A 20,153-nucleotide genomic window follows, 5' to 3' on the forward strand; every position below is an offset into this window, starting at 1 on the left:
GTTATTGGGAATGTTATCTTTTGTGTGGCAAAACATGCGCTATTTCTGATTATCTCGAGTAATTAAAAATTAGCGTCACACGCAGCCCATTCTTACCGTCATCATTATGTTGATTTTCAATGCGAATATCCCCACCTTGGCTTTGAATTAATCGCTGGCAAATCACCAATCCGAGTCCTAATCCTTCCTGTTTAGTGGTGGCGAATGGCATGATCCCTTGATTGAGCTGTTCGTCAGGCATTCCGCCAGCATCATCTTGTAATACCAGTAAAAAGCGTTCATCGGCAAAGTGAAAGCCAAAGGTTAATGTGGTGGCGCCCGCTTGTAGGCTATTACTGATCAAGTTTGAGAGTAACTGGTCGAGTAGGGTATCAGGTAGCAAGAGCTGGACATCGGGAGTTTCGGGTAATTGCAACCTAACGGTTGGAAAATGTTGCTCAACTTGCAACAGTTGCCAAATATGATTAATGGTCTGTTTGACGGATTGCTGGCGTAGGGTCAGACGGGATTCTTGCCCCGGTTTTCCAGCCCATAAGCGCAGGTTTTGAATAATATCAGCCCCCCGTTGAGCCTGTTCATCAATCTTACTGATAGCACCAAGAAGCGGGTGGTTTTCCGACTCTTTTTTCAATCGCAAAATAGAGCCTTGTGCATAATTTCGAATCGCGGATAACGGTTGGTTCAATTCATGGGCAAACCCAGAAGCCATTTCACCTAATATATTGAGTCGCTGCGCTTTTTGTAGATTAGCTTCTTGCTGACGTAGGCGATTATGTGCGACTTCAAGTTGTTGGCTACGACGGCGAACCAAGAAGGCTATCCAGACGTGGTTAATACCTAACAATAAGAAAATTAAAGTGATAATACCGATGGTAATTTGGTGCTGAATTGTCCAACTGACAATATCTTGCCAGATTTCCCGTTGCTGTGGATGTTGGTTAACGTCACGCAGTAAGTTTTCAACTTGTGTGATGGATGCAGGAGCCCCCCAGCGCATATTGGGCGTATCGCCAGAAAGCAAAACTTTAGTGACTTTATCCACTAAATTGTCAGGAACTTCGCTTAACGCGGCGAATGACCAATTAGGGTAAAGTTCGGTGCTGGTTAGGCAGGGTAACGCACTCTCTTTTTGAACAAGTGGACGGAATTGGTGTTTATCAATCAGTCCTTCACTGTCCATATTTTCTAATAAGCAGACAGGAACAATTGCCGCAGAGAGGGATTTATCCCGCAAAGCGTATAGCAGTGCATCCGCGGGGAAGCCCAAAAACTGCATCCGAAAGTCTTTTTCCGTGTCATATCCTAAATCTCTTAACACTTTATAACCTAATAGATATCCGCCAAATGCATCGGGGGATATTGCGCCGACTTTTTTGCCGATGAGCTGATCAGCGCTGTGAATGTCGCTATCTCCACGAACCAAAATAAGGCTACCGATCACGTTGCGTGTTGTGCTGTTTGGCTCCACATCCGAGCGTAAAGAGAGTAGCCAGCGTAGGTGGTAGCGATTATCGAGTTGGATAAATTGAGCAGGGTTAGTGAGTAAGAAATCAATTTTGCGATTCGAAATCGCCTCTTTCATCTCTTCAAGATTCAGGGGTTGCAGGGTAAAGCGCTCCCCCGGAATGGATTCATTGAGGGTGTCCACCAAAGGTTGCCAGTGCAACTGAGTGAAACTCGGCCCTCGCAGGGCGAGAACACCGATCGTCCATTGCGCCGCACCCGCCGGAATGCACCATAGCAGCAGGGTAACTAAAAGTATGTGATACAACGGGATAGACGTTTTTTTTAACATTTGGGGTTTATTCGTTGCGTTAGATCAAGATCCCTTCGGGTATGTGGAAAACCACAATAGGGGCGCAAGGCTTTTCTTCTTACTATGAACTCAGAATTATTAGAGTAGCACAAAGATAACACACTGATTTTAAAGAGAAATAAGAATTTAGTGGTTATCAGACATCGGTAACACGGTGTTACCAATACGTAAGATAAACCAATAATAGATTGATTATTAACTTTTATTTTCGCATTAGCAATGTCAATACTGGAGCCGATTATGGATCTGAGTAAACGAAAATTCCTACAACAGATTGGGGCCGTCACTGCGGGTGCATCGCTGATCCCAATCGCCGAGGCGGGTTTGAATTTTTCCCCAACTCGCCGTGAAGGCAATCCCGAAAAACGCTATGGCATGTTGATTGACCTGCGTCGCTGCGTAGGCTGCCAATCATGTACTGTTAGCTGTTCTGTTGAAAACCAAACACCTCAAGGTCAATTTAGAACGACGGTTAACCAATATCAGGTCTCCTTAAAAGGGGAGGAAGGGTTCACTAACGTTCTACTACCTCGCTTGTGTAACCATTGTGATAACCCGCCTTGCGTGCCAGTTTGCCCAGTGCAAGCAACGTTTCAACGTGAAGATGGCATCGTGGTAATTGATAACGAGCGCTGTGTAGGTTGTGCGTATTGTGTTCAGGCTTGTCCGTACGATGCTCGCTTTATTAACCATTCAACGCAAACCGCAGATAAATGCACATTCTGTGCACACCGCTTAGAAGTTGGTTTATTGCCAGCATGTGTCGAATCCTGTGTGGGGGGCGCCCGTATTATTGGTGACTTAAAAGACCCTAACAGCACCATTCGTAAGATGCTTTCTGAGCACGAAGCGCAAATCAAAGTCTTGAAACCTGAAAGTGGCACGTTGCCGCAGGTATTTTATTTAGGGCTGGATGATGCGTTTGTGGAACCGTTGCAAGGTAAAGGGCAACCGGCATTATGGCAGGAGGTGTTCTGATGAGCGAACAAGTGACCTATATTTCCGAAATCATGGCGCAGCCACAAGAGTTTTTCTGGCTTCCTTGGGCAGTGCAATACTTTTTCTTTATTGGAATTGCCGCCTGTGCCGTGCTGTATGCCTGTTATCTTCATTGGCAAAACCGCAGTGGAAACGGCCGATTAGAAATGATCGCCGTGTTTATTGCTATCACGATGGGGATCACAGCGCCGTTAGCATTAACGGCAGACCTGCACCAAACCGCGCGTGTGTGGCACTTCTATGCACATCCAACAATGTGGTCTTGGATGTGGTGGGGCTCTGTGTTGCTACCGCTATTTACCACGTTTGTTGGGTTGTACTTTGTTGCGCTGTTAGTCAAATTGATTTGGAAGAAAGAGTATAAAGCGACTCGTTGGGTAGCATTACTCAGTGCGTTATCCTCCATTGGTTTACTGCTGTATACCGGTCGTGAAGCCTCTGTGCTAGTGGCTCGTCCAATTTGGTTTAGCTGGTGGATGCCAGTGTTGATGTTCTTAAGTGCAATGCAAGTGTTGCCTGCACTGATTAGCTTAGGTGCGCGTCGTGAGCCGCAATATCAAAACCGTTTAGCGCGCTTCCAAGTAATTACATTACTCCTGTTTGCAGTCTGTTTTGCACTGTGGATCTCCGGTGATACCACGTCAGGCATTGCAGTTCGTCAACAGTTAGATGTCGCAAGCCCGGGCTGGTGGATGTTAATGGGGGTTTGTGCACTGTGGGCAATCACATTTGTAATGGCATTGAGTAACGTTAAAGCGGTGCGCTCAGTCCCTTACATTACGGTTTTAGCGTTAGTGTCGATGGCGTTAGCGTGGGTATTACGCTGGATTTTCCTGATGGAGGTCCAAGCGGTACCAAAATACAACATCATCACCAATCCATACCATTTTCCATTAGGCAATGATGGACTACTGGCGATTGTCGGTACATTTGGATTGTGGATTGCATTAACAATTATTGTTCGCGAAGGTGTTCGCTGGTTTGCGGGGAGAGTGCAACATGGCTAAATTCTCAAGACGTCAATGGCTTAAAGGTGGTTTAGTTGTCGGTGGTCTTGCTCTTTTTGGTGCAAGCTATCGTGAAGTTGCCAAACGTGCAGTAGATGGTTTAGTGGATGGCACCTCTGGCAAAGTGACGCTGGATCGCATCAATGGTAACTCACTGATCCCTGAAGGTTCAGCGATTGGTGGTTGGAAAGAGAACCCTGCGCAAGTCGTTTCAATGACGCAATGCTTCGGTTGCTGGACGCAGTGCGGTATTCGTGCCCGTGTGGACAGTGCGAAGAATGAAGTTTTGCGAATCGCGGGGAACCCATACCACCCTCTATCCCATGAAAAGCATTTCCCATACGGAATGCCGTTATCCACTGCATTCGCCAAAATGGGCGGTGAAAGTGGTTTAGAACATCGTTCAACGGCATGTGCTCGTGGCGCCACGCTGATGGAAGGGTTAACCAGTCCATTACGTATTCTCGAACCGATGAAGCGAGTTGGTAAACGTGGTGAAGGGAAATGGGAGCGTATTAGCTTTGAACAGTTAATTAAAGAAGTGGTTGAAGGTGGGGACTTATTTGGTGAAGGTCATGTGGATGGTCTGCGTGCTATTCGTGATTTAGAAACGCCACTGGATCCATCTCAACCAAAATTAGGGCCTAAAGCCAACCAGTTACTGGTGACTAACGCCGGGGATGATGGTCGTGATGGTTTTATTCGTCGCTTTGCTCAAAACGCTTTTGGTAGTAAAAACTTCGGGGCTCACGGGGCTTACTGCGGTTTAGCGTATCGCGCAGGCTCTGGTGCGTTGATGGATGACTTGGATAAAAACGCCCACGTCAAACCAGACTGGGATAATACCCGTTTCGCGCTGTTTATCGGAACATCGCCAGCGCAATCAGGTAACCCATTTAAACGCCAAGGTCGCCAGTTAGCGAGTGCTCGTTTACGTGATTCGTTTAACTATGTGGTGGTTTCTCCGGCACTGCCATTGACCACAACTTTGGCCAATGACCATGGTCACTGGGTACCAGTTCAACCGGGTACCGATGCCGCATTAGTGATGGGGATGATCCGCTGGATTATCGAAAATGACCGCTATAACGCGGCTTATCTGAGTGTGCCAAGTGAAAGATCCATGGAAGCGGCTGGCGAGAAAAGCTGGACGAACTCAACTCACTTAGTGATCACCGATGATACCCATCCTTTGGCGGGTAATCTGTTACAGCAATCTCACCTAACGGGTGTGGTGGCTGAAGAGGGTGAGGACGAGAAAAAATCCTATTTGGTTCAGGATGCAAACGGCGAGCTGAAACTGGCGGATGAAGTGACGAATGCGGAGCTGTTTGTGACTCGTCAAGTCACGCTTCATGATGGTAGCGAAGTGACGGTGAAATCCAGCTTCCAATGTCTGAAAGAAGCCGCAGATCGCATGACGCTGGAAGAGTACAGTCAACGTTGTCAAGTGCCCGTGAAAACCATTGAATCACTGGGTAAAGCCTTAACCTCTTATGACAGAAAAGCGGCGGTGATTTCTCACGGCGGCATGATGAGTGGTAATGGTTTCTATACTGCATGGTCTGTGATTATGCTTAATGCGTTGATTGGTAACTTAAACTTAAAAGGTGGCGTTTCTGTCGGTGGCGGTAAATTTAACGGGGAGAATGATGGCCCTCGTTACAATATCGCAGGCTACAAAGGCAAGGTGAAACCGAAAGGTGTAGTGCTATCGCGCAGTAATGAAGTTTATGAAAAATCGGATGAATTCAAGGCAAGAGTAGCAGCGGGTGAAAAACCGTATCCAGCGAAAGCCCCTTGGTATCCGTTTGCGAAAGGTCAGTTAACTGAGCAGTTGGCTTCCGCATTGATGGGATATCCATATTCCCTGAAGGCGTGGATCACTAATATGACGAACCCTGTTTATGGTATTGCGGGTATTCGTCAGGTGATGGAAGAAAAACTGAAAGATCCGAAGCATCTGCCACTGATTATCGGTATCGATGCTTTCATGAATGAAACCACAGCGTTAGCGGACTATATTGTGCCAGATACCCACAACTTTGAGAGTTGGGGCTTCAGCGCACCATGGTCAGGTGTACAGGTGAAAGCGAGTACCGCGCGTTGGCCGATTGTAGAGTCTCGCACTGCGAAAACAGCGGATGGCCAGCCAGTTTCAATGGAGTCATTCTGTATCGCAGTCGCTAAAGAGCTGAATTTACCGGGCTTTGGTGACAATGTGATTGCGGATATGGATGGCAATATGTATCCGTTAAATACCGCTGAAGATTACTATCTGAGAGTGGCGGCTAACATGGCGTGGTTAGGTGAAAAACCGGTACCAGAGGCGGCAACAGAAGACATTACGATCAGTGGTGTCGAACGTATCATGCCGCAAATTACTCGCACATTGAAACCTGAAGAAGTTCGCCGTGTTGCGTATATCTTTACGCGTGGTGGTCGATTCGCGCCTTACGAGAAAGCGTGGGATGGCGATGCGACGGGTCCACAGTGGAAGAAAGGGTTACAAATTTGGAATCCTACGGTGGCGATTAACCGTCATGCTATCACTGGTGAGCGTTTTAGTGGTTGCCCGACCTACTATCCGCCTCGTATGGCGAATGGTGAAGATGTGAATGTGGTATTCCCAGAGAAAGAGTGGCCATTAAAAATGATGTCCTTTAAATCTCATGTGATGAGCAGTTCCACAACCATGATTGAACGTTTACGTCATGTGAAACCAACCAATATGGTGGCCATTCACCCTGATGATGCGGCAAAGGTGGGCGTTAAACATGGGGATTGGGTCAAAATCACCACACCAGGTGGCCATGTGGAAGCTCAAATTAGTGTGCTTGATGGTGTTATGCCGGGAGTTCTCGCGGTTGAACATGGTTATGGTCATACCGAAATGGGAGCTAAACAGCACTATTTAGACGGCGAAGCTATGCCGATGAATGCGGCAAATGGTTCAGGTATTAACTTGAATGATTTAGGGTTTGCAGATCCGACTCGTGAAGTGGCAAATACTTGGCTTGATTGGGTATCTGGTGCTTCCGTGAGACAAGGCTTGCCTGCTCGTATCGAGTTAATTGGCTAACACAGAAATCTATCCAGTAGGTTGAAAGTTGTACGTTAGTAAAGTGTAGGTAGTAATATAAGCAGTAAAGAGGTTTCTGACCTACTCCGTTCTGCATAGCGGAGTAGGGAAGCGTCTCTAAAAGCAGTTGACATTGCGCTCTACGATGCGGTTTACCCATCGTAACTTCGGCAAATGCCAGGGAGGGGGAGCCCTCCCTTTTTTCTTTTCTATTTAATACAGATAGCTAATACAAATATTGCTATATAAACAGTTTATAAAAATATTGAGCTATTTTTCTTAAGTGGATATTTCTTCCAGCGAGCCACTAGCCATTCAAACTCTTGATAGGTTGTCTCTGATTTTCTTTTTTCTCTAATGGCTTTAATCAAAGGCTCGGCAATCTCATATGTTTCAATAACGGTTGAGTATGAGGCTCTTTTGATCATCTGCTCGTTATAGATACCTTCTCTGATACTAACGGCAACGCGTTCATAAAAATTTAAAATATATTGGAATTTGAGACGCTCTGCGGTTTCACAACTTGTCATAGCGACCCCTTCAGCAGGGAAAACATAGGCACGAAATGATTTTCCAGAGTAATGGATTTGTTTTAAAACATGAAGGGACTCTACGTATTGCTGATCTAATCGACTTTCAAATAAAAATAGGGCAGTTTGTGTTTTTTTAGCCGTTTCTAAATTATAAATAATTGCGCCGATGGCAACAAAAACACCAAATAAAACCGTTGTATTACTAATAATTTGTAGAGTTGTCTGCATTAATGTCATGGGTTCCATCCATAAAAAAGGCGGGGTCAATCCCGCCTAGTTAAAAGTTTATTAGCTTAAAAGCCATCAAATTCGTCAAATTTTGTTCTCATATAGAACCTCTTCAAGTGGGGGATTTTTATTCAGAGGAAAATTAGCGCAATGGTATTTTTCTGTCAAAGGGCAAAGGAATTTATCAGACTAACTTTTTTAATTTAGTGATTTTTTCTTTAACATTATCATTAAGAGTTTGTGATAAGTGTAATATCCACTAAAAATAAATGGTTTTTTATTAACATAATAAAAGGGATAATAACCCACAATTAACGAGCAATTCTTTGCTGGTGATTTAAATTTTTTATATCAAAGCATTACATAGGAAAGCGAACACCATGCCAGTGTTACATAACCAAATTTCGAATAAAATCCTTAAAGAACGTATGTTGGCTGAAACTGAGCCGCGTACCACAATCTCTTTTTATAAATACTTCAATATTCAAGACCCTGCTGCATTTCGCAATGAATGGTACCAACAATTCAAAGCGTTGAGTGTATTTGGTCGTGTGTATATTGCTAAAGAAGGGATCAACGCACAAATTAGCGTACCTGCCTCTAATGTAGATGCGTTGCGTGAACTTATCTACGCAACAGACCCGGCCTTAAATGATCTGCGTTTGAACATTGCTATTGATGATGATGGCAAGTCCTTCTGGGTACTACGTATGAAAGTACGTGACCGTGTTGTTGCCGATGGTATTGATGACGAAACCTTTAATCCTGCCAATACCGGACAGTATCTGAAAGCAGATCAAGTCAATGCGATGATCGATGACCCAAATACTATTTTTGTCGATATGCGCAACCACTATGAATATGAAGTAGGTCACTTTGATAATGCGATTGAGGTGCCATCAGACACCTTTAGAGACCAACTGCCAATGGCGGTTGAAATGCTGCAAGACCAGAAAGATAAAAATGTGGTGATGTATTGCACGGGCGGTATCCGCTGTGAAAAAGCGAGCGCCTACATGCTACATAACGGTTTCCAAAATGTTTATCATGTGGAAGGCGGGATCATTGAATATGCACGTAAAGCAAAAGAACAAGGCTTGCCACTGCGTTTCAAAGGCAAAAACTTTGTGTTCGATAACCGTATGGGTGAGCGTATTACGGATGACACCTTAGCGCATTGCCATCAGTGTGGGGAAGTCTGTGACACTCACACTAACTGCAAAAATGACGGTTGCCATTTACTGTTTATTCAATGCCCAAGCTGCGCTGAAAAATATGAAGGCTGCTGCAGTCATGCGTGTACTGAAGAGATGAAGTTGCCTGAAGAAGAGCAGCGTATTCGCCGCGCTGGTCGTGAAGTGAGTAATAAAATATTTAATAAATCTCGTCATCGTTTAGCGGACGGACTGTTAAATAGCGAAAAATAGTATTATTTTAAAATGAAGAAAGCCCTTTTTTAAAGGGCTTTCTCTTTTAATAAAGATACTTAAAAACATTATAAATAAAAAATAATTCAATTCTATTTTTAACAAAGACTTTTGATGTAATATGCCTTTTTTGTGAATAAACCGTGCTGTTACTTATGCCTAATTTTCTAGAAATAATATGATTAGGAGTTTCATTCATCCAATTATTAATTATATTTTGCTCTTTCATCGTAAAAATGGATGAGTCATTATTATTAGCGAGCTTTGTTATTTTTTCTATTTGATCTGAATCAGTAATAACTTTGTCCAATATTTGAGTCATGATGTTTTTTGACATAATGAAAAAATTATCTTTTAGTAGCAAAGGCTTGTCTGTTAATGGGTATGCAGCATTGATGTAAATATAGAATCGAATGCTACTGGTTCTGTTTAGTAATGTTTTCAGGGTTGGGCAGTAACTCGAGTAATGACAATAGTATGTCAAATTAACTAGAACAATACTGGGTGAATATTTATTTATATATTTAATACCTTCATTAATGCACCCTGTGCTAATGAATTTTAATTTTCTATTAGAAGATAAATATTCAGTAATACCAAGGCGGGTATAATAACACTCATCAATAACTAATATTCTCATAGGGAACATCCTTGTCCGGAAAGAGTATTACAATAAATTGGAACTGATATTGAAGTCAATAAAGTAATAATAAAAATAATAAATTATCGCTTGTATTTGCAATTAATTCATAATTTATAGTTTTTATTTTATCTTTAATAATAAACAGCAAAGTATCATTTATTAATGATATGAATGAGAGCGGCGGAGTGATAACGAATGGATATTTGTTATGAGACAAATATCCATTCTGTTTACCTGCTAATGAGTTTTGAAATCAGATTCAAGATATTCGCCAGACTCAATCTTATCAATTCCAGCCTGAAGAATATTAATCAGCTGTTTGGCTACATCTGTTGTCAGCCACATGGTTTTATCAATTATTGCGCTATCCAGGCTATTGTTCTGTTCAGGGAGGTAATGTAAACGTAGCATCATCGCATCGTAGGCATCGACAGTACTGATATCCCAGCCAACAACAGGGTGAGTTTGGATTACATCGCTTTTTCTATTCATTTAGACCTCCTAATCAAACATCGTGATAAATAGTAAATATCTATTACTGACTAAGAGCAGGTGACTCAGAACGAGCTATATCTAGTATAAGAAGATTTTTTTAATATGGTAGTAGTAAAACTATTTTTTCTGTGAATTTTGATGAAAATTGACAAAATAGTTGGTGATTCTTTAAAAAAGAAGATGTGAAAAGGATAAAACCTTTCCACATCATAATGTTATTGGCCTACTTTGATAGTCCAACCGCAATCTTCACCCGCTAAGAATGGGATCAATTTATCTGTCCCACAGGCAATAGATTCGCAGGTCATATTCTCAGATTTTGTCAGTGTAATGTGGCCATCATTGACGGGTAATTCGTAAAATTTAGGTCCATTTAGTGAACAAAATGCTTCGAAATGCGCTAAAGCGCCTAATTCTTCGAATACAGTCGCATAGGCAGCTAGTGCGGTTGGTGCGTTAAATACGCCTGCACAGCCACAGGATGTCTCTTTACGGGATTGAACGTGCGGTGCAGTATCAGTGCCTAAGAAGAAGCGATCACAGCCAGAAGCGACAGCTGCACGTAATGCTTCTTGATGAACATTACGTTTTAAAATCGGCAGGCAATATAGATGCGGTCGTACACCACCAACTAACATATGGTTGCGGTTAAACATCAAATGCTGTGGTGTTAAGGTCGCAGCTGTAAATTCGTTAGCCTCTAACACATATTGCGCGGCTTCTTTGGTTGTGATGTGTTCGAAAACCACTTTTAACTGAGGGAATTGAGCTCGTAATGGCAGCATGACTTGTTCGATAAACAGCGCTTCACGGTCGAAGATATCGATATGGCTGGCGGTCACTTCCCCATGAATGAGTAATGGCATTCCAGCTTGTTCCATGGCAGCAAGAACAGGGTAGATTTTTTTAATGTCAGACACGCCATGGCTAGAGTTTGTTGTGGCATTTGCGGGATACAATTTACAGGCCGTAAATACACCTTCATTGAAACCACGAATTAATTCATCAGCATCCGTTGTGTCAGTTAAATAGCAGGTCATTAGTGGTGTAAATTGGTGCCCAGCAGGTACCGCTTGTTTAATTCGTTCACGGTATGCTCTTGCGGCTTCTACCGTGGTAACAGGGGGTACAAGGTTAGGCATGACAATGGCACGACCAAAAAATTGGCTTGTGAACGGCACGACTGTATTTAACATTTCATTATCGCGAAAATGAACATGCCAATCATCAGGGCGGCGGATCGTTAGGGTAGTTACAGTTGTCATTAAACCGGCTCCAATAAGGGGGGAAGTGATGAGCAGATGCTCAGGCCGGGAAAGAATGATAAAACGAAAACGATTAAATAGCTATGATCAAGGACAATTAATATAGAAATTATTTTTCTGTGGCTTTTTTTAACATGTTGGAAAATAAAGGAATTAGAATAGAATAAATCAGAGAAAGGAAAGATTAAGTTGGCTCCTCCAGCTGGACTCGAACCAGCGACATACGGATTAACAGTCCGCCGTTCTACCGACTGAACTATGGAGGAACTCCCTTAACACGCAGAGGATATTAGCGTTCTGAATCGCTAATGTCAAAGGGGAAAATGATAAAATAAGTTCGTTTGCCTGTTATCTGCGCGAATCGATAAAATTTTGATCTAACGGATGGAGTGTAAAAAAATGGAAGTTAAAAATAGCCGAAAAAAGAATCAGTTAAAAGATGGGATTAAGATAGTAGAATAAGTTTGATGTGTAAAAATTATCTTTGATAAGGAATTTGTAAGAAAGATAAGAATGGCTGAATTAGAAAGCAATAAGCCCGCTAGGATTAACCTGAGCGGGCTTATTAAATTTGGCTCCTCCAGCTGGACTTGAACCAGCGACATACGGATTAACAGTCCGCCGTTCTACCGACTGAACTATGGAGGAATTGGTTGTTCCTGAGAACGAGGCGCATATTACCCACCGCGTACTCAGTTGTAAAGCATAAAATTAAAAAAAATGTTCAATAGGCTGTTAAATAAACAAGTTGGTGATTATTTATGCCTTATCAATAGGGTTTCAGGGATTTACCCGTTGTTTTAAGCAGAACTGCTAAGATGTGAATAGCGAGCAAGCAATAGGGATTATTCTATTAATGAATAGGACAGGAATAAATAAAAGTGGCTGGGAATTGGGGGAGTGTGCATGAAATGGTTAAAGGGACTAGAAAGCAAAAAGCCCGCAAGAATTAATCTTAGCGGGCTTTTTAAATTTGGCTCCTCCAGCTGGACTTGAACCAGCGACATACGGATTAACAGTCCGCCGTTCTACCGACTGAACTATGGAGGAATTGGGTTGTTCCTGAGAACGAGGCGAATATTAACGATATCACCTCGGCCTGTCAACGATAAAAATAGAAAATAAATCTAATTGCTCACTCACTACTCATTACGAATAAAAACTACGCTATATTATTGATAATGTTTTAATTTTGAGCAGCTAAAGTAACTTGTGTTGGCAAAGAAACCTCTGGGTATGCAATATGGTAAATATCGTAAAAGGAAATATTACCCTTTAATGCTAATAAACGAGAAATTTCTTGCTTGATAGCTGAGCTGACTTCTTGAGATTCAAGAACTTTATTTAAAGCATCTTCAGATACGACTTCAGTGACAAACCATTCGCCGTTATAGCAAACGCGCAAATCAAGCACACCAATGTCTTCAAAATGGTAAACAGGCTTAATGTCAAACAACAGAACGCTAGCAAGTATAATGAATAAGAGGGTTATACCGAGCGTCCAATAAGGGCCAAAGTAGGGTGCGTACCATAAGATCACGGCAAGCGGTAAATAGGCTGCAATCATGCCAATACATAAATAAGGATGATTGGCGAGAAATTGGCTATTAAAGTAAGGTTTGCCATCACGTTGTTCACGCTGATTAATGGCATCTAAATCATCTATAAGTATTTGTTTGATAATATCCATGGTAAGTGACTCTCTGTCAGATATCTATACTAGGAGGGTATCACGGAGGGAATGAATTGTTATATATCAGTTAAAAAAAATATTTAACTGGATTGTCATCATCTGGGATTAATCCTGTCGACTTTTGAGGCTTGAAGAGGGTTTTATTTAAAAAAAATCTTTAAAATATCAATAAAATGCAGCTTTTTTGTTAACATAATCCCGCCTAAAAGTGACGAAATCGAAAAAACATCAATATTTTCGGGATTGAATGTATAAAATAGTTGCTATTATCTCAAAGTCATGAGTTAATGTGCATCGGCCTGTTTAGCAGTCCTATTTGATGTATGATTACTGAGTTAGTGTGTTCTAAAGAAAAAAGTTATCACAGATAGCCTTTTACCGTGACGCTTCATCTTGGTGTTTCCCTGATTAAATAGCTGACTCTGGCCCATATATGCCAAAAGGCAAGTTTTTTTGATGTTATATAGGAAAAGTCAAATGTCCGACAAAATGAAAGGTCAAGTTAAGTGGTTCAACGAGTCTAAAGGCTTCGGTTTCATCACTCCAGCTGATGGTAGCAAAGACGTTTTCGTCCACTTCTCTGCCATTCAGGGCAATGGTTTCAAAACTCTGGCAGAAGGCCAGCAAGTTGAATTCACCATTGAAAACGGTGCAAAAGGCCCAGCAGCTGCTAACGTAACTGCTATCTAAGCTAATTGCTTAACTGATTTTCTAAAGCCCGTCCTTTTTAAGGACGGGCTTTTTCATTTCTGAAAATTAAAAAATATAGTGTAAAAATAATTAACATTTAAATCTTTACTTAATAATTAGCCGCATCTATACTCAGCTCACATTAACCTATTGGAGATAAATTACTTGGACAGTCAGAGTTGTAATAAAAACTTAATTTAATTGGCAAGTAATTAATAATCTCTTCTATTAACTGCTTGCCACTACGGCGGGCGGTGTCTGATGTTTCCATCACTCATACTCCCTGATTTATATAAGAAATTTTCATTTTTTGAATGAAATAATCACTGTTGCAGTGAGTGTGTATCATGCAAGTTTATATTTATTCTCTATTCCCTCCGGGCAATAGCCATTAATTACTGAATATTTATTTATTCAGCAATTTGGCATGGGCTTTTATTCTGCTCATTAATTGTTATCCATTATTTGATGGAGGGATCATTATGTTTTTCACACCGGATATATTAAATCTTTTATCTGCAATGTGCCTTGGTGCATTAATTGGCGCAGAGCGTCAATGGCGTCAAAGAATGGCTGGATTGCGTACGAATGCATTGGTTGCAACGGGAGCAGCTGTATTTATTTTGAGTTCAGTGACGACTTCACCAGATAGCCCTGGGAGAATTGCTGCACAAATTGTGTCAGGGATTGGCTTCTTAGGTGCTGGAGTGATCATGCGTGAAGGCATGAATATTCGAGGGCTGAATACTGCCGCAACACTATGGTGTTCAGCAGGAATTGGTGTGTTATGCGGGTTAGGGCAATACTCACTAGCCACAATAGCTACATTATTGATTTTATGTGCAAACATTCTATTGCGAGAAGCTGCAGCAAAAATTAATCGCCAGCCGCAACAGCAGGCATTAGATGTTGAACAACGCTATAAAATACGGGTGATGTGTCACCAAGGTGATGAAATCCTTGTTAGAACGTTGATTTTACAAGCCATTAATGGGCTGCATATTCGCTTACAGTCATTGAGTAGCGCAGATACATTGAAACCAGAACAGCTGGAGGTGTGTGCAGAGTTTCTTGCCACTCCAGTAGAGCAAAAAGAGATAGAAGCATTGGTTTGCCGGATTAGTCTTGAGCAAAGTGTCAGTGCTATCAATTGGAAAGTGGCATCTGAGCTACCCGCTTGATTGCTAAAAATTAACTGATTAAAGGAGCCGAAATGGACGAGCACCCCCCGTCTTGGAGATATAAACAGGAGCTATCTGGCTAAAATACAATATTTTCAGTCAGATAGCGTTTAAAAAGTACAACTGTACTCTATAGAGATAACGTTATGACTGAAATAAGGCATCAGCGCAAAGGCGCAAAAGCCCCTGCACGCCAAAAATTCATTGTTGGCGAACAAGCGAGCAAAAACATTGAGCAGGTTCTCAATGAATATCAAACTAACCTTTTGGGCTTATCTGAGAATGAAGCTCTCGACCGCCTAGTGGTAGAAGGTGAAAATGAAGTTGCTCATGAAAAAGCGCCTCCTGCTTGGAAGCAATTACTCACTTCTTTTAAAAATCCATTTATTTTTGTTTTGATGATCCTCGCGATTGTGAGTTTCTTTACTGACTACGTGATCCCTGAGCGTCAAGGTGAAGAGACTGATTTAACGGGCGTTATCATCATTGTCACGATGGTTGTATTAAGCGGATTGCTACGTTTTTGGCAAGAATATCGAACCAATAAAGCGGCAGAAGCCTTGAAATCCTTGGTTAGAACCACGGCTACTGTATTCCGCCGCGATGATAGAACCGGACGTTCTATTCGTAAGGAAGTACCGATCAAATGCTTAGTACCAGGGGATATCGTTTTATTATCGGCAGGGGATATGGTTCCCGCGGATTTAAAACTAGTGGAATCTCGAGATCTATTTATCAGCCAAGCCATTTTAACGGGGGAATCTATCCCAGTTGAAAAATATGACACTCTCGCAAATGTGTCCGCAAAAAGCTTGGAGCCCGCATCACCGACAGAAAATGAATTACTTGAAATTTCAAATATCTGTTTGATGGGCACCAATGTGACAAGTGGGACGGCGAGAGGCATTGTGGTTGCAACGGGGAGCAAAACGTACCTAGGTTCGCTGGCCAAATCGATTGTTGGAACTCGAGCTCAAACTGCTTTTGATCGCGGTGTGAATAGTGTGAGTTGGTTACTGATCCGCTTTATGCTGGTAATGGTGCCGATTGTCTTATTAATCAATGGATTCACTAAAGGCGATTGGTTTGAGGCAACACTATTTTCACTGGCAGTTGCTGTAGGGTTAACCCCTGAAATGTTACCGATGATTGTGAGCTCGAACCTTGCAAAAGGGGCGATAGCCATGTCTAAGCATAAGGTTATCGTTAAACGGCTCAATGCGATTCAGAACTTTGGTGCGATGGATGTACTCTGTACGGATAAAACAGGAACGCTAACGCAAGATCGCATCATTTTAGAGCATTATCTCGACAGTAATGGGCAAAAAGATAGTCGAATTTTGCAATTGGCGTGGTTGAATAGTTTCCATCAAAGTGGTGCCAAAAACATGATGGATCAGGCAATTATTCGACGTGGCCGTGGCAATGATAAGGTCGAGCAGTTGAAGGCTTATCAAAAAATTGATGAACTACCGTTTGATTTTATTCGCCGAAAATTATCGGTCACAGTAAAAACCCCTGAAGGTGATGCTTTATTGATCTGTAAAGGGGCAGCGGAAGAGATGTTGGCTGTTTGTCATAGTTATCAGCATGATGGACATACCACCTTATTAGATGATCAAGCTAAAGCTAGGATTGCTGAGCTAGTCAGTGACTATAATAAACAGGGTTTCCGGGTATTACTGCTGGCAACGTGTTCATTAAATGATGCAGAAGCTTTGTTACCGTTATCAGCTCAAGCAGAGCAACAGCTTGAGTTACAAGGTATTCTTACATTTTTAGACCCTGCAAAAGAGAGTGCAATTTCGGCTATTGCTGCACTAAGAGAAAATGGTGTGATGGTCAAAGTGCTTACTGGCGATAATGCCGTGATCACTGAAAAAATTTGCCATGATGTAGGTTTGAATATTGATGAGATTATGACGGGTCTTGAAGTCGAGGCGATGAATGATGAGGAGCTGAAAACAAAAGTTGAACAAGTTTCCGTTTTCTGCAAATTAACCCCACTGCAAAAATCTCGGATCCTAAAATTACTACAAGCAAATGGGCATACGGTTGGTTTTCTGGGGGATGGGATCAATGATGCGCCGGCTTTACGGGATGCTGATGTCGGTATATCCGTGGATACAGGCACCGATATTGCGAAAGAATCTGCGGATATTATTCTGCTAGAAAAAGATTTAATGGTATTAGAACAAGGCGTTATCAAAGGAAGAGAAACGTTTGGGAATATTATTAAGTATTTAAATATGACCGCAAGCTCTAACTTTGGAAATGTGTTTTCCGTTCTGATTGCGAGTGCATTTATTCCGTTCTTACCGATGTTAGCTATTCATTTACTCGTTCAAAACCTGCTGTACGATATGTCCCAACTCGCATTACCGTGGGACAAAATGGACAAAGAGTTTTTAAAACGTCCACGTAAATGGGATGCGAAAAATATTGGGCGCTTTATGATTTGGATTGGTCCAACATCGTCCATTTTTGACATCACGACATTCGCCTTAATGTGGTATGTGTTCCAAGCTAATAGTATCGCCCATGAAGCGCTATTCCAATCCGGTTGGTTTGTTGAGGGATTACTGTCGCAAACCTTGGTTGTTCATATGTTACGGACACAAAAAATCCCATTCATTCAAAGTACGGCTGCGTTACCCGTGTTACTGACAACAGGGATCATTATGGCTCTTGGGCTTTATATTCCGTTCTCATCATTTGGTTCGATGATTGGCTTGCAGCCTTTGCCAATGGAATATTTCCCTTGGTTAGTACTGACATTAGTGAGTTATTGCTTTGTCGCACAAGGTATGAAGCACATCTATATTAAACGCTTTGGAACGTGGTTATAACCTGATTGGGTTACGTGACTTGAGCGGAATCTATCGCTTTAAGTTAAATAAAAAAGAGCCATATAGGCTCTTTTTTTACAGAATAGGAAGGCTTATTGCAGACCTAAAGCTGTTTTCATTTGTTTCATCGCATCAATGCCTTGCTGGCAAGCTTGATCTTGTTGGTCTTTAGGTAAAGCAGCAACTTGTTTTTTACCTTCTTCTAACTGACCTTTCATCGCATCTAATTGAGCTTTGGCTTGTGGGTTCTCAGAAGCTTTAGCAATTAAGCTATCAACTTCAGCAAAGTAAGCGTTACAGGTTTCAGTTGCACCAGCAACTTGACCTTTTTTCTCTTCTTCTGAGCACGCAGTGATTGTTAATGCCAATAAACCCAGTCCACAAGCTAAAATCATCTTTTTCATAATCAACCTTATTAAAATTATTTATATATAAAGCAAATTAAGTATATAAGAGGATCTTCTTTTATCAATGTAACAAATCCTAAAAAGGGAATTGATAATCAATTCAAATGATTAATCTCTACTATGAAAATTTATGCTTTATAAATGACTTTTGTAGTGATAATTATCTATCATATTTTTTGTTAGCCTATTATGACGAATGGAAAATAAAGATAGATTATTATTTATTAGTATAAATACGTAATTGACACTGAGTTCACATATTCATGAAATAAGAATAACAGCATAAAGTATCAAGTGAGTGGCAAACTGTTTTGTAAAAAATACGTTAAGTAAAAGTAACTAAAGATTGTCTGTAATAAGAGAAAATTAAACTCCTTATAACTTTTCTAATGATGTTAATAACTTTTTTTCATATGCAGTAAAAATAATTAAAATTGAGAATTGGTGTAAAAAATAATTTACATTATACGTATAAAACTAGATTATCGAATATTTATAGAATTAATGGCTGTACATTTAAAATGCGATTATAGAAGTGAAAGGTGAGCTGTATCACAAATTTATTAATAAAATGCTTTTCACTATATAATATTGATTTTTAAATTAAATTTCCTTTGAACCATTAGGGGGTTATCAGGTAAAGTCTCTGCCTCCAAGGGTGTCTCCCTTTCGAATCTTGGTTTTTTAAGTGATAAAACTTTGCTATTTAGGTTAACAACGATTAGGTTCGTTAGGTTGACGCTAGGTCAAATTTACGTGCAAAATTACTCTCATAAGAAATTCGCCAAAGTGTTTTAGACAGGTTAGAATGCTTCGGACAAAGGGAAATAAATTTTCTTACATTACATTCCCAGAAGGATCCACCTTACAAAGGGAAAGTAAGAAAATGAGATAAGGCAATTACGCTTATCTCGATATGCAACATAGCAGACAATCATTAATGCTATGGGCATGGTATGTATGTAACCGGATTTATCTTGTTACTTTTTATTTTTATAATTACACACAGGGCTTTACCATTATGTCTGCTTCTATTGTAAAGAAACGGCCGTTAAGTCGTTATATTAAAGATTTTAAACACAGCCAAACTCATTGTGCACACTGTAATAAAACTCTTGATCGTATCTCCCTCGTTTTCAACGATGGTATCTTGAATAAAGAAGCTATCGCTGACATGACCGATTTGGTTGATGAAGCGGCTTGGGGCGAACTTCAAGGGCAATTTACAGCACTTTGTCGTTTTTGTAGTGAAATTTTCTGTAATAGCAATACAGACTATTTCGATATTATGTCTTTTAAACAGTATTTGTTCTTACAGACAGAAATGAGTCATAGCACCGTCCGCGAGTACGTTGTTCGTCTGCGCCGCTTAGATGAACTACTGTCATCCTCTAACTTTTCAATGAAAGACTTTACCGCAAGTAAAGTTCAAGAACAGTTGAGTGATAGAATGACTGATTCAGCATTTAGCAACTACAATATTGCACTACGTAAATATGAGCAGTATTTAAGCTGGCAGTCAGAAAAAAACTAATAATATTTTAAGTTAATAAAAATAGTTAGTTATACGATTATTTTTAATACTAAAATAGGCAAATAGGTGTCCAATAGGGCACCTTTTTTTATTTTTGAATAATAGTCAGTATAAATGATATAAATTGAACAGATTTAGAATTAAATTTCATCAGCTGTTATAGCTAATGCTTAATATATAATAATAAAAATTAATGGGAACTATTTAATTAAATTTACAGATAAATAAGGATGACAAAAAACAAAAAAGGCAGTGAATATTTGGACTTAATGAAAAAGGAATAGAATATTATGAATGTAGTTCA

The 20,153-nt window shown here is 40.8% G+C and carries 15 protein-coding genes and 3 tRNA genes; 8 read left to right on the forward strand and 10 right to left on the reverse strand.

Annotated elements, in window-relative coordinates; all coding sequences use genetic code 11:
- Positions 1–49: 49 nt before the first annotated feature.
- Entirely contained in the window at positions 50–1,795 is a 1,746-nt protein-coding gene (gene ttrS / locus H0913_RS07300; protein WP_181478367.1) for a tetrathionate respiration histidine kinase TtrS, read from the reverse strand.
- A 261-nt stretch (positions 1,796–2,056) separates the two neighbouring features.
- On the opposite strand from ttrS, the gene ttrB reads away from it, so the two are divergent.
- The 3 genes from ttrB to ttrA are packed head-to-tail and all read left to right on the forward strand — an operon-like array spanning position 2,057 to position 6,904.
- On the forward strand, positions 2,057–2,794 hold the full coding sequence (ttrB, locus tag H0913_RS07305) for a tetrathionate reductase subunit TtrB (RefSeq protein ID WP_154604198.1): 738 nt from the start codon (positions 2,057–2,059) through the stop codon (positions 2,792–2,794).
- Positions 2,794–3,822 carry a tetrathionate reductase subunit TtrC gene (ttrC, locus tag H0913_RS07310; RefSeq protein ID WP_181478369.1) on the forward strand — a complete coding sequence of 343 codons (1,029 nt, stop codon included), beginning with the start codon at positions 2,794–2,796 and terminating at the stop codon, positions 3,820–3,822. The genes ttrB and ttrC overlap by 1 nt, the downstream gene beginning before the upstream one ends.
- Complete coding sequence (gene ttrA / locus H0913_RS07315; RefSeq protein WP_181478371.1) at positions 3,815–6,904, forward strand: tetrathionate reductase subunit TtrA; 3,090 nt, start codon at positions 3,815–3,817, stop codon at positions 6,902–6,904. Before ttrC ends, ttrA begins: the two co-directional genes overlap by 8 nt.
- A gap of 254 nt (positions 6,905–7,158) precedes the next feature.
- Here ttrA and H0913_RS07320 read toward each other — a convergent pair whose 3' ends face one another.
- Positions 7,159–7,674, reverse strand: a complete 516-nt coding sequence (locus tag H0913_RS07320; protein ID WP_181478373.1) for a DUF4760 domain-containing protein — start codon at positions 7,672–7,674, stop codon at positions 7,159–7,161.
- Between the two features lie 371 nt (positions 7,675–8,045).
- On the opposite strand from H0913_RS07320, the gene H0913_RS07325 reads away from it, so the two are divergent.
- The gene (locus H0913_RS07325; protein WP_154604194.1) at positions 8,046–9,092 is read left to right on the forward strand and encodes a rhodanese-related sulfurtransferase; all 1,047 of its coding nucleotides are present in this window, start codon (positions 8,046–8,048) and stop codon (positions 9,090–9,092) included.
- 46 nt (positions 9,093–9,138) lie between these two features.
- On the opposite strand, the gene H0913_RS07330 is transcribed toward H0913_RS07325, so the two are convergent.
- The 7 genes from H0913_RS07330 to H0913_RS07360 all read right to left on the reverse strand — a co-directional run bounded on the left by H0913_RS07330 (position 9,139) and on the right by H0913_RS07360 (position 13,185).
- Complete coding sequence (locus tag H0913_RS07330) at positions 9,139–9,732, reverse strand: LuxR C-terminal-related transcriptional regulator (protein ID WP_154604193.1); 594 nt, start codon at positions 9,730–9,732, stop codon at positions 9,139–9,141.
- A 240-nt stretch (positions 9,733–9,972) separates the two neighbouring features.
- Positions 9,973–10,227 carry a biofilm formation regulator BssS gene (bssS, locus tag H0913_RS07335; protein ID WP_154604192.1) on the reverse strand — a complete coding sequence of 85 codons (255 nt, stop codon included), beginning with the start codon at positions 10,225–10,227 and terminating at the stop codon, positions 9,973–9,975.
- Between the two features lie 218 nt (positions 10,228–10,445).
- On the reverse strand, positions 10,446–11,495 hold the full coding sequence (gene pyrC / locus H0913_RS07340; RefSeq protein WP_154604191.1) for a dihydroorotase: 1,050 nt from the start codon (positions 11,493–11,495) through the stop codon (positions 10,446–10,448).
- A 190-nt stretch (positions 11,496–11,685) separates the two neighbouring features.
- Positions 11,686–11,761 (reverse strand) — tRNA-Asn (locus tag H0913_RS07345).
- Between the two features lie 306 nt (positions 11,762–12,067).
- Positions 12,068–12,143, reverse strand: a tRNA-Asn gene (locus H0913_RS07350).
- A 326-nt stretch (positions 12,144–12,469) separates the two neighbouring features.
- Positions 12,470–12,545 (reverse strand) — tRNA-Asn (locus H0913_RS07355).
- A gap of 136 nt (positions 12,546–12,681) precedes the next feature.
- The gene (locus H0913_RS07360; protein WP_154628434.1) at positions 12,682–13,185 is read right to left on the reverse strand and encodes a YlaC family protein; all 504 of its coding nucleotides are present in this window, start codon (positions 13,183–13,185) and stop codon (positions 12,682–12,684) included.
- 480 nt (positions 13,186–13,665) lie between these two features.
- Between H0913_RS07360 and cspE the strand changes: the two genes are divergently transcribed.
- The 3 genes from cspE to mgtA all read left to right on the forward strand — a co-directional run bounded on the left by cspE (position 13,666) and on the right by mgtA (position 17,908).
- Positions 13,666–13,878, forward strand: a complete 213-nt coding sequence (gene cspE, locus H0913_RS07365) for a transcription antiterminator/RNA stability regulator CspE (protein WP_004909801.1) — start codon at positions 13,666–13,668, stop codon at positions 13,876–13,878.
- Between the two features lie 482 nt (positions 13,879–14,360).
- Positions 14,361–15,059: an MgtC family protein gene (locus H0913_RS07370; protein ID WP_036951537.1), complete on the forward strand. Its 699-nt coding sequence runs from the start codon at positions 14,361–14,363 to the stop codon at positions 15,057–15,059.
- A gap of 146 nt (positions 15,060–15,205) precedes the next feature.
- Positions 15,206–17,908 carry a magnesium-translocating P-type ATPase gene (mgtA, locus tag H0913_RS07375; protein WP_181478375.1) on the forward strand — a complete coding sequence of 901 codons (2,703 nt, stop codon included), beginning with the start codon at positions 15,206–15,208 and terminating at the stop codon, positions 17,906–17,908.
- A gap of 92 nt (positions 17,909–18,000) precedes the next feature.
- On the opposite strand, the gene H0913_RS07380 is transcribed toward mgtA, so the two are convergent.
- Positions 18,001–18,312 carry a DUF5339 domain-containing protein gene (locus H0913_RS07380; protein ID WP_006657479.1) on the reverse strand — a complete coding sequence of 104 codons (312 nt, stop codon included), beginning with the start codon at positions 18,310–18,312 and terminating at the stop codon, positions 18,001–18,003.
- Between the two features lie 1,024 nt (positions 18,313–19,336).
- On the opposite strand from H0913_RS07380, the gene fliZ reads away from it, so the two are divergent.
- Complete coding sequence (gene fliZ, locus H0913_RS07385; protein WP_154639126.1) at positions 19,337–19,849, forward strand: flagella biosynthesis regulatory protein FliZ; 513 nt, start codon at positions 19,337–19,339, stop codon at positions 19,847–19,849.
- Positions 19,850–20,153: the final 304 nt, after the last annotated feature.

It is taken from the genome of Providencia rettgeri (assembly GCF_013702265.1).
Classification (GTDB): domain Bacteria; phylum Pseudomonadota; class Gammaproteobacteria; order Enterobacterales; family Enterobacteriaceae; genus Providencia; species Providencia zhijiangensis.

Coding starts and splice junctions, on each gene's coding strand:
- H0913_RS07330 (WP_154604193.1), bottom strand. CDS start 9,732: ATGAGAATATTAGTTATTGATGAGTGTTATTATACCCGCCTTGGTATT.
- fliZ (WP_154639126.1), top strand. CDS start 19,337: ATGTCTGCTTCTATTGTAAAGAAACGGCCGTTAAGTCGTTATATTAAA.
- ttrS (WP_181478367.1), bottom strand. CDS start 1,795: ATGTTAAAAAAAACGTCTATCCCGTTGTATCACATACTTTTAGTTACC.
- H0913_RS07325 (WP_154604194.1), top strand. CDS start 8,046: ATGCCAGTGTTACATAACCAAATTTCGAATAAAATCCTTAAAGAACGT.
- cspE (WP_004909801.1), top strand. CDS start 13,666: ATGTCCGACAAAATGAAAGGTCAAGTTAAGTGGTTCAACGAGTCTAAA.
- pyrC (WP_154604191.1), bottom strand. CDS start 11,495: ATGACAACTGTAACTACCCTAACGATCCGCCGCCCTGATGATTGGCAT.
- H0913_RS07360 (WP_154628434.1), bottom strand. CDS start 13,185: ATGGATATTATCAAACAAATACTTATAGATGATTTAGATGCCATTAAT.
- H0913_RS07380 (WP_006657479.1), bottom strand. CDS start 18,312: ATGAAAAAGATGATTTTAGCTTGTGGACTGGGTTTATTGGCATTAACA.
- H0913_RS07320 (WP_181478373.1), bottom strand. CDS start 7,674: ATGACATTAATGCAGACAACTCTACAAATTATTAGTAATACAACGGTT.
- ttrA (WP_181478371.1), top strand. CDS start 3,815: ATGGCTAAATTCTCAAGACGTCAATGGCTTAAAGGTGGTTTAGTTGTC.
- ttrB (WP_154604198.1), top strand. CDS start 2,057: ATGGATCTGAGTAAACGAAAATTCCTACAACAGATTGGGGCCGTCACT.
- ttrC (WP_181478369.1), top strand. CDS start 2,794: ATGAGCGAACAAGTGACCTATATTTCCGAAATCATGGCGCAGCCACAA.
- mgtA (WP_181478375.1), top strand. CDS start 15,206: ATGACTGAAATAAGGCATCAGCGCAAAGGCGCAAAAGCCCCTGCACGC.
- bssS (WP_154604192.1), bottom strand. CDS start 10,227: ATGAATAGAAAAAGCGATGTAATCCAAACTCACCCTGTTGTTGGCTGG.
- H0913_RS07370 (WP_036951537.1), top strand. CDS start 14,361: ATGTTTTTCACACCGGATATATTAAATCTTTTATCTGCAATGTGCCTT.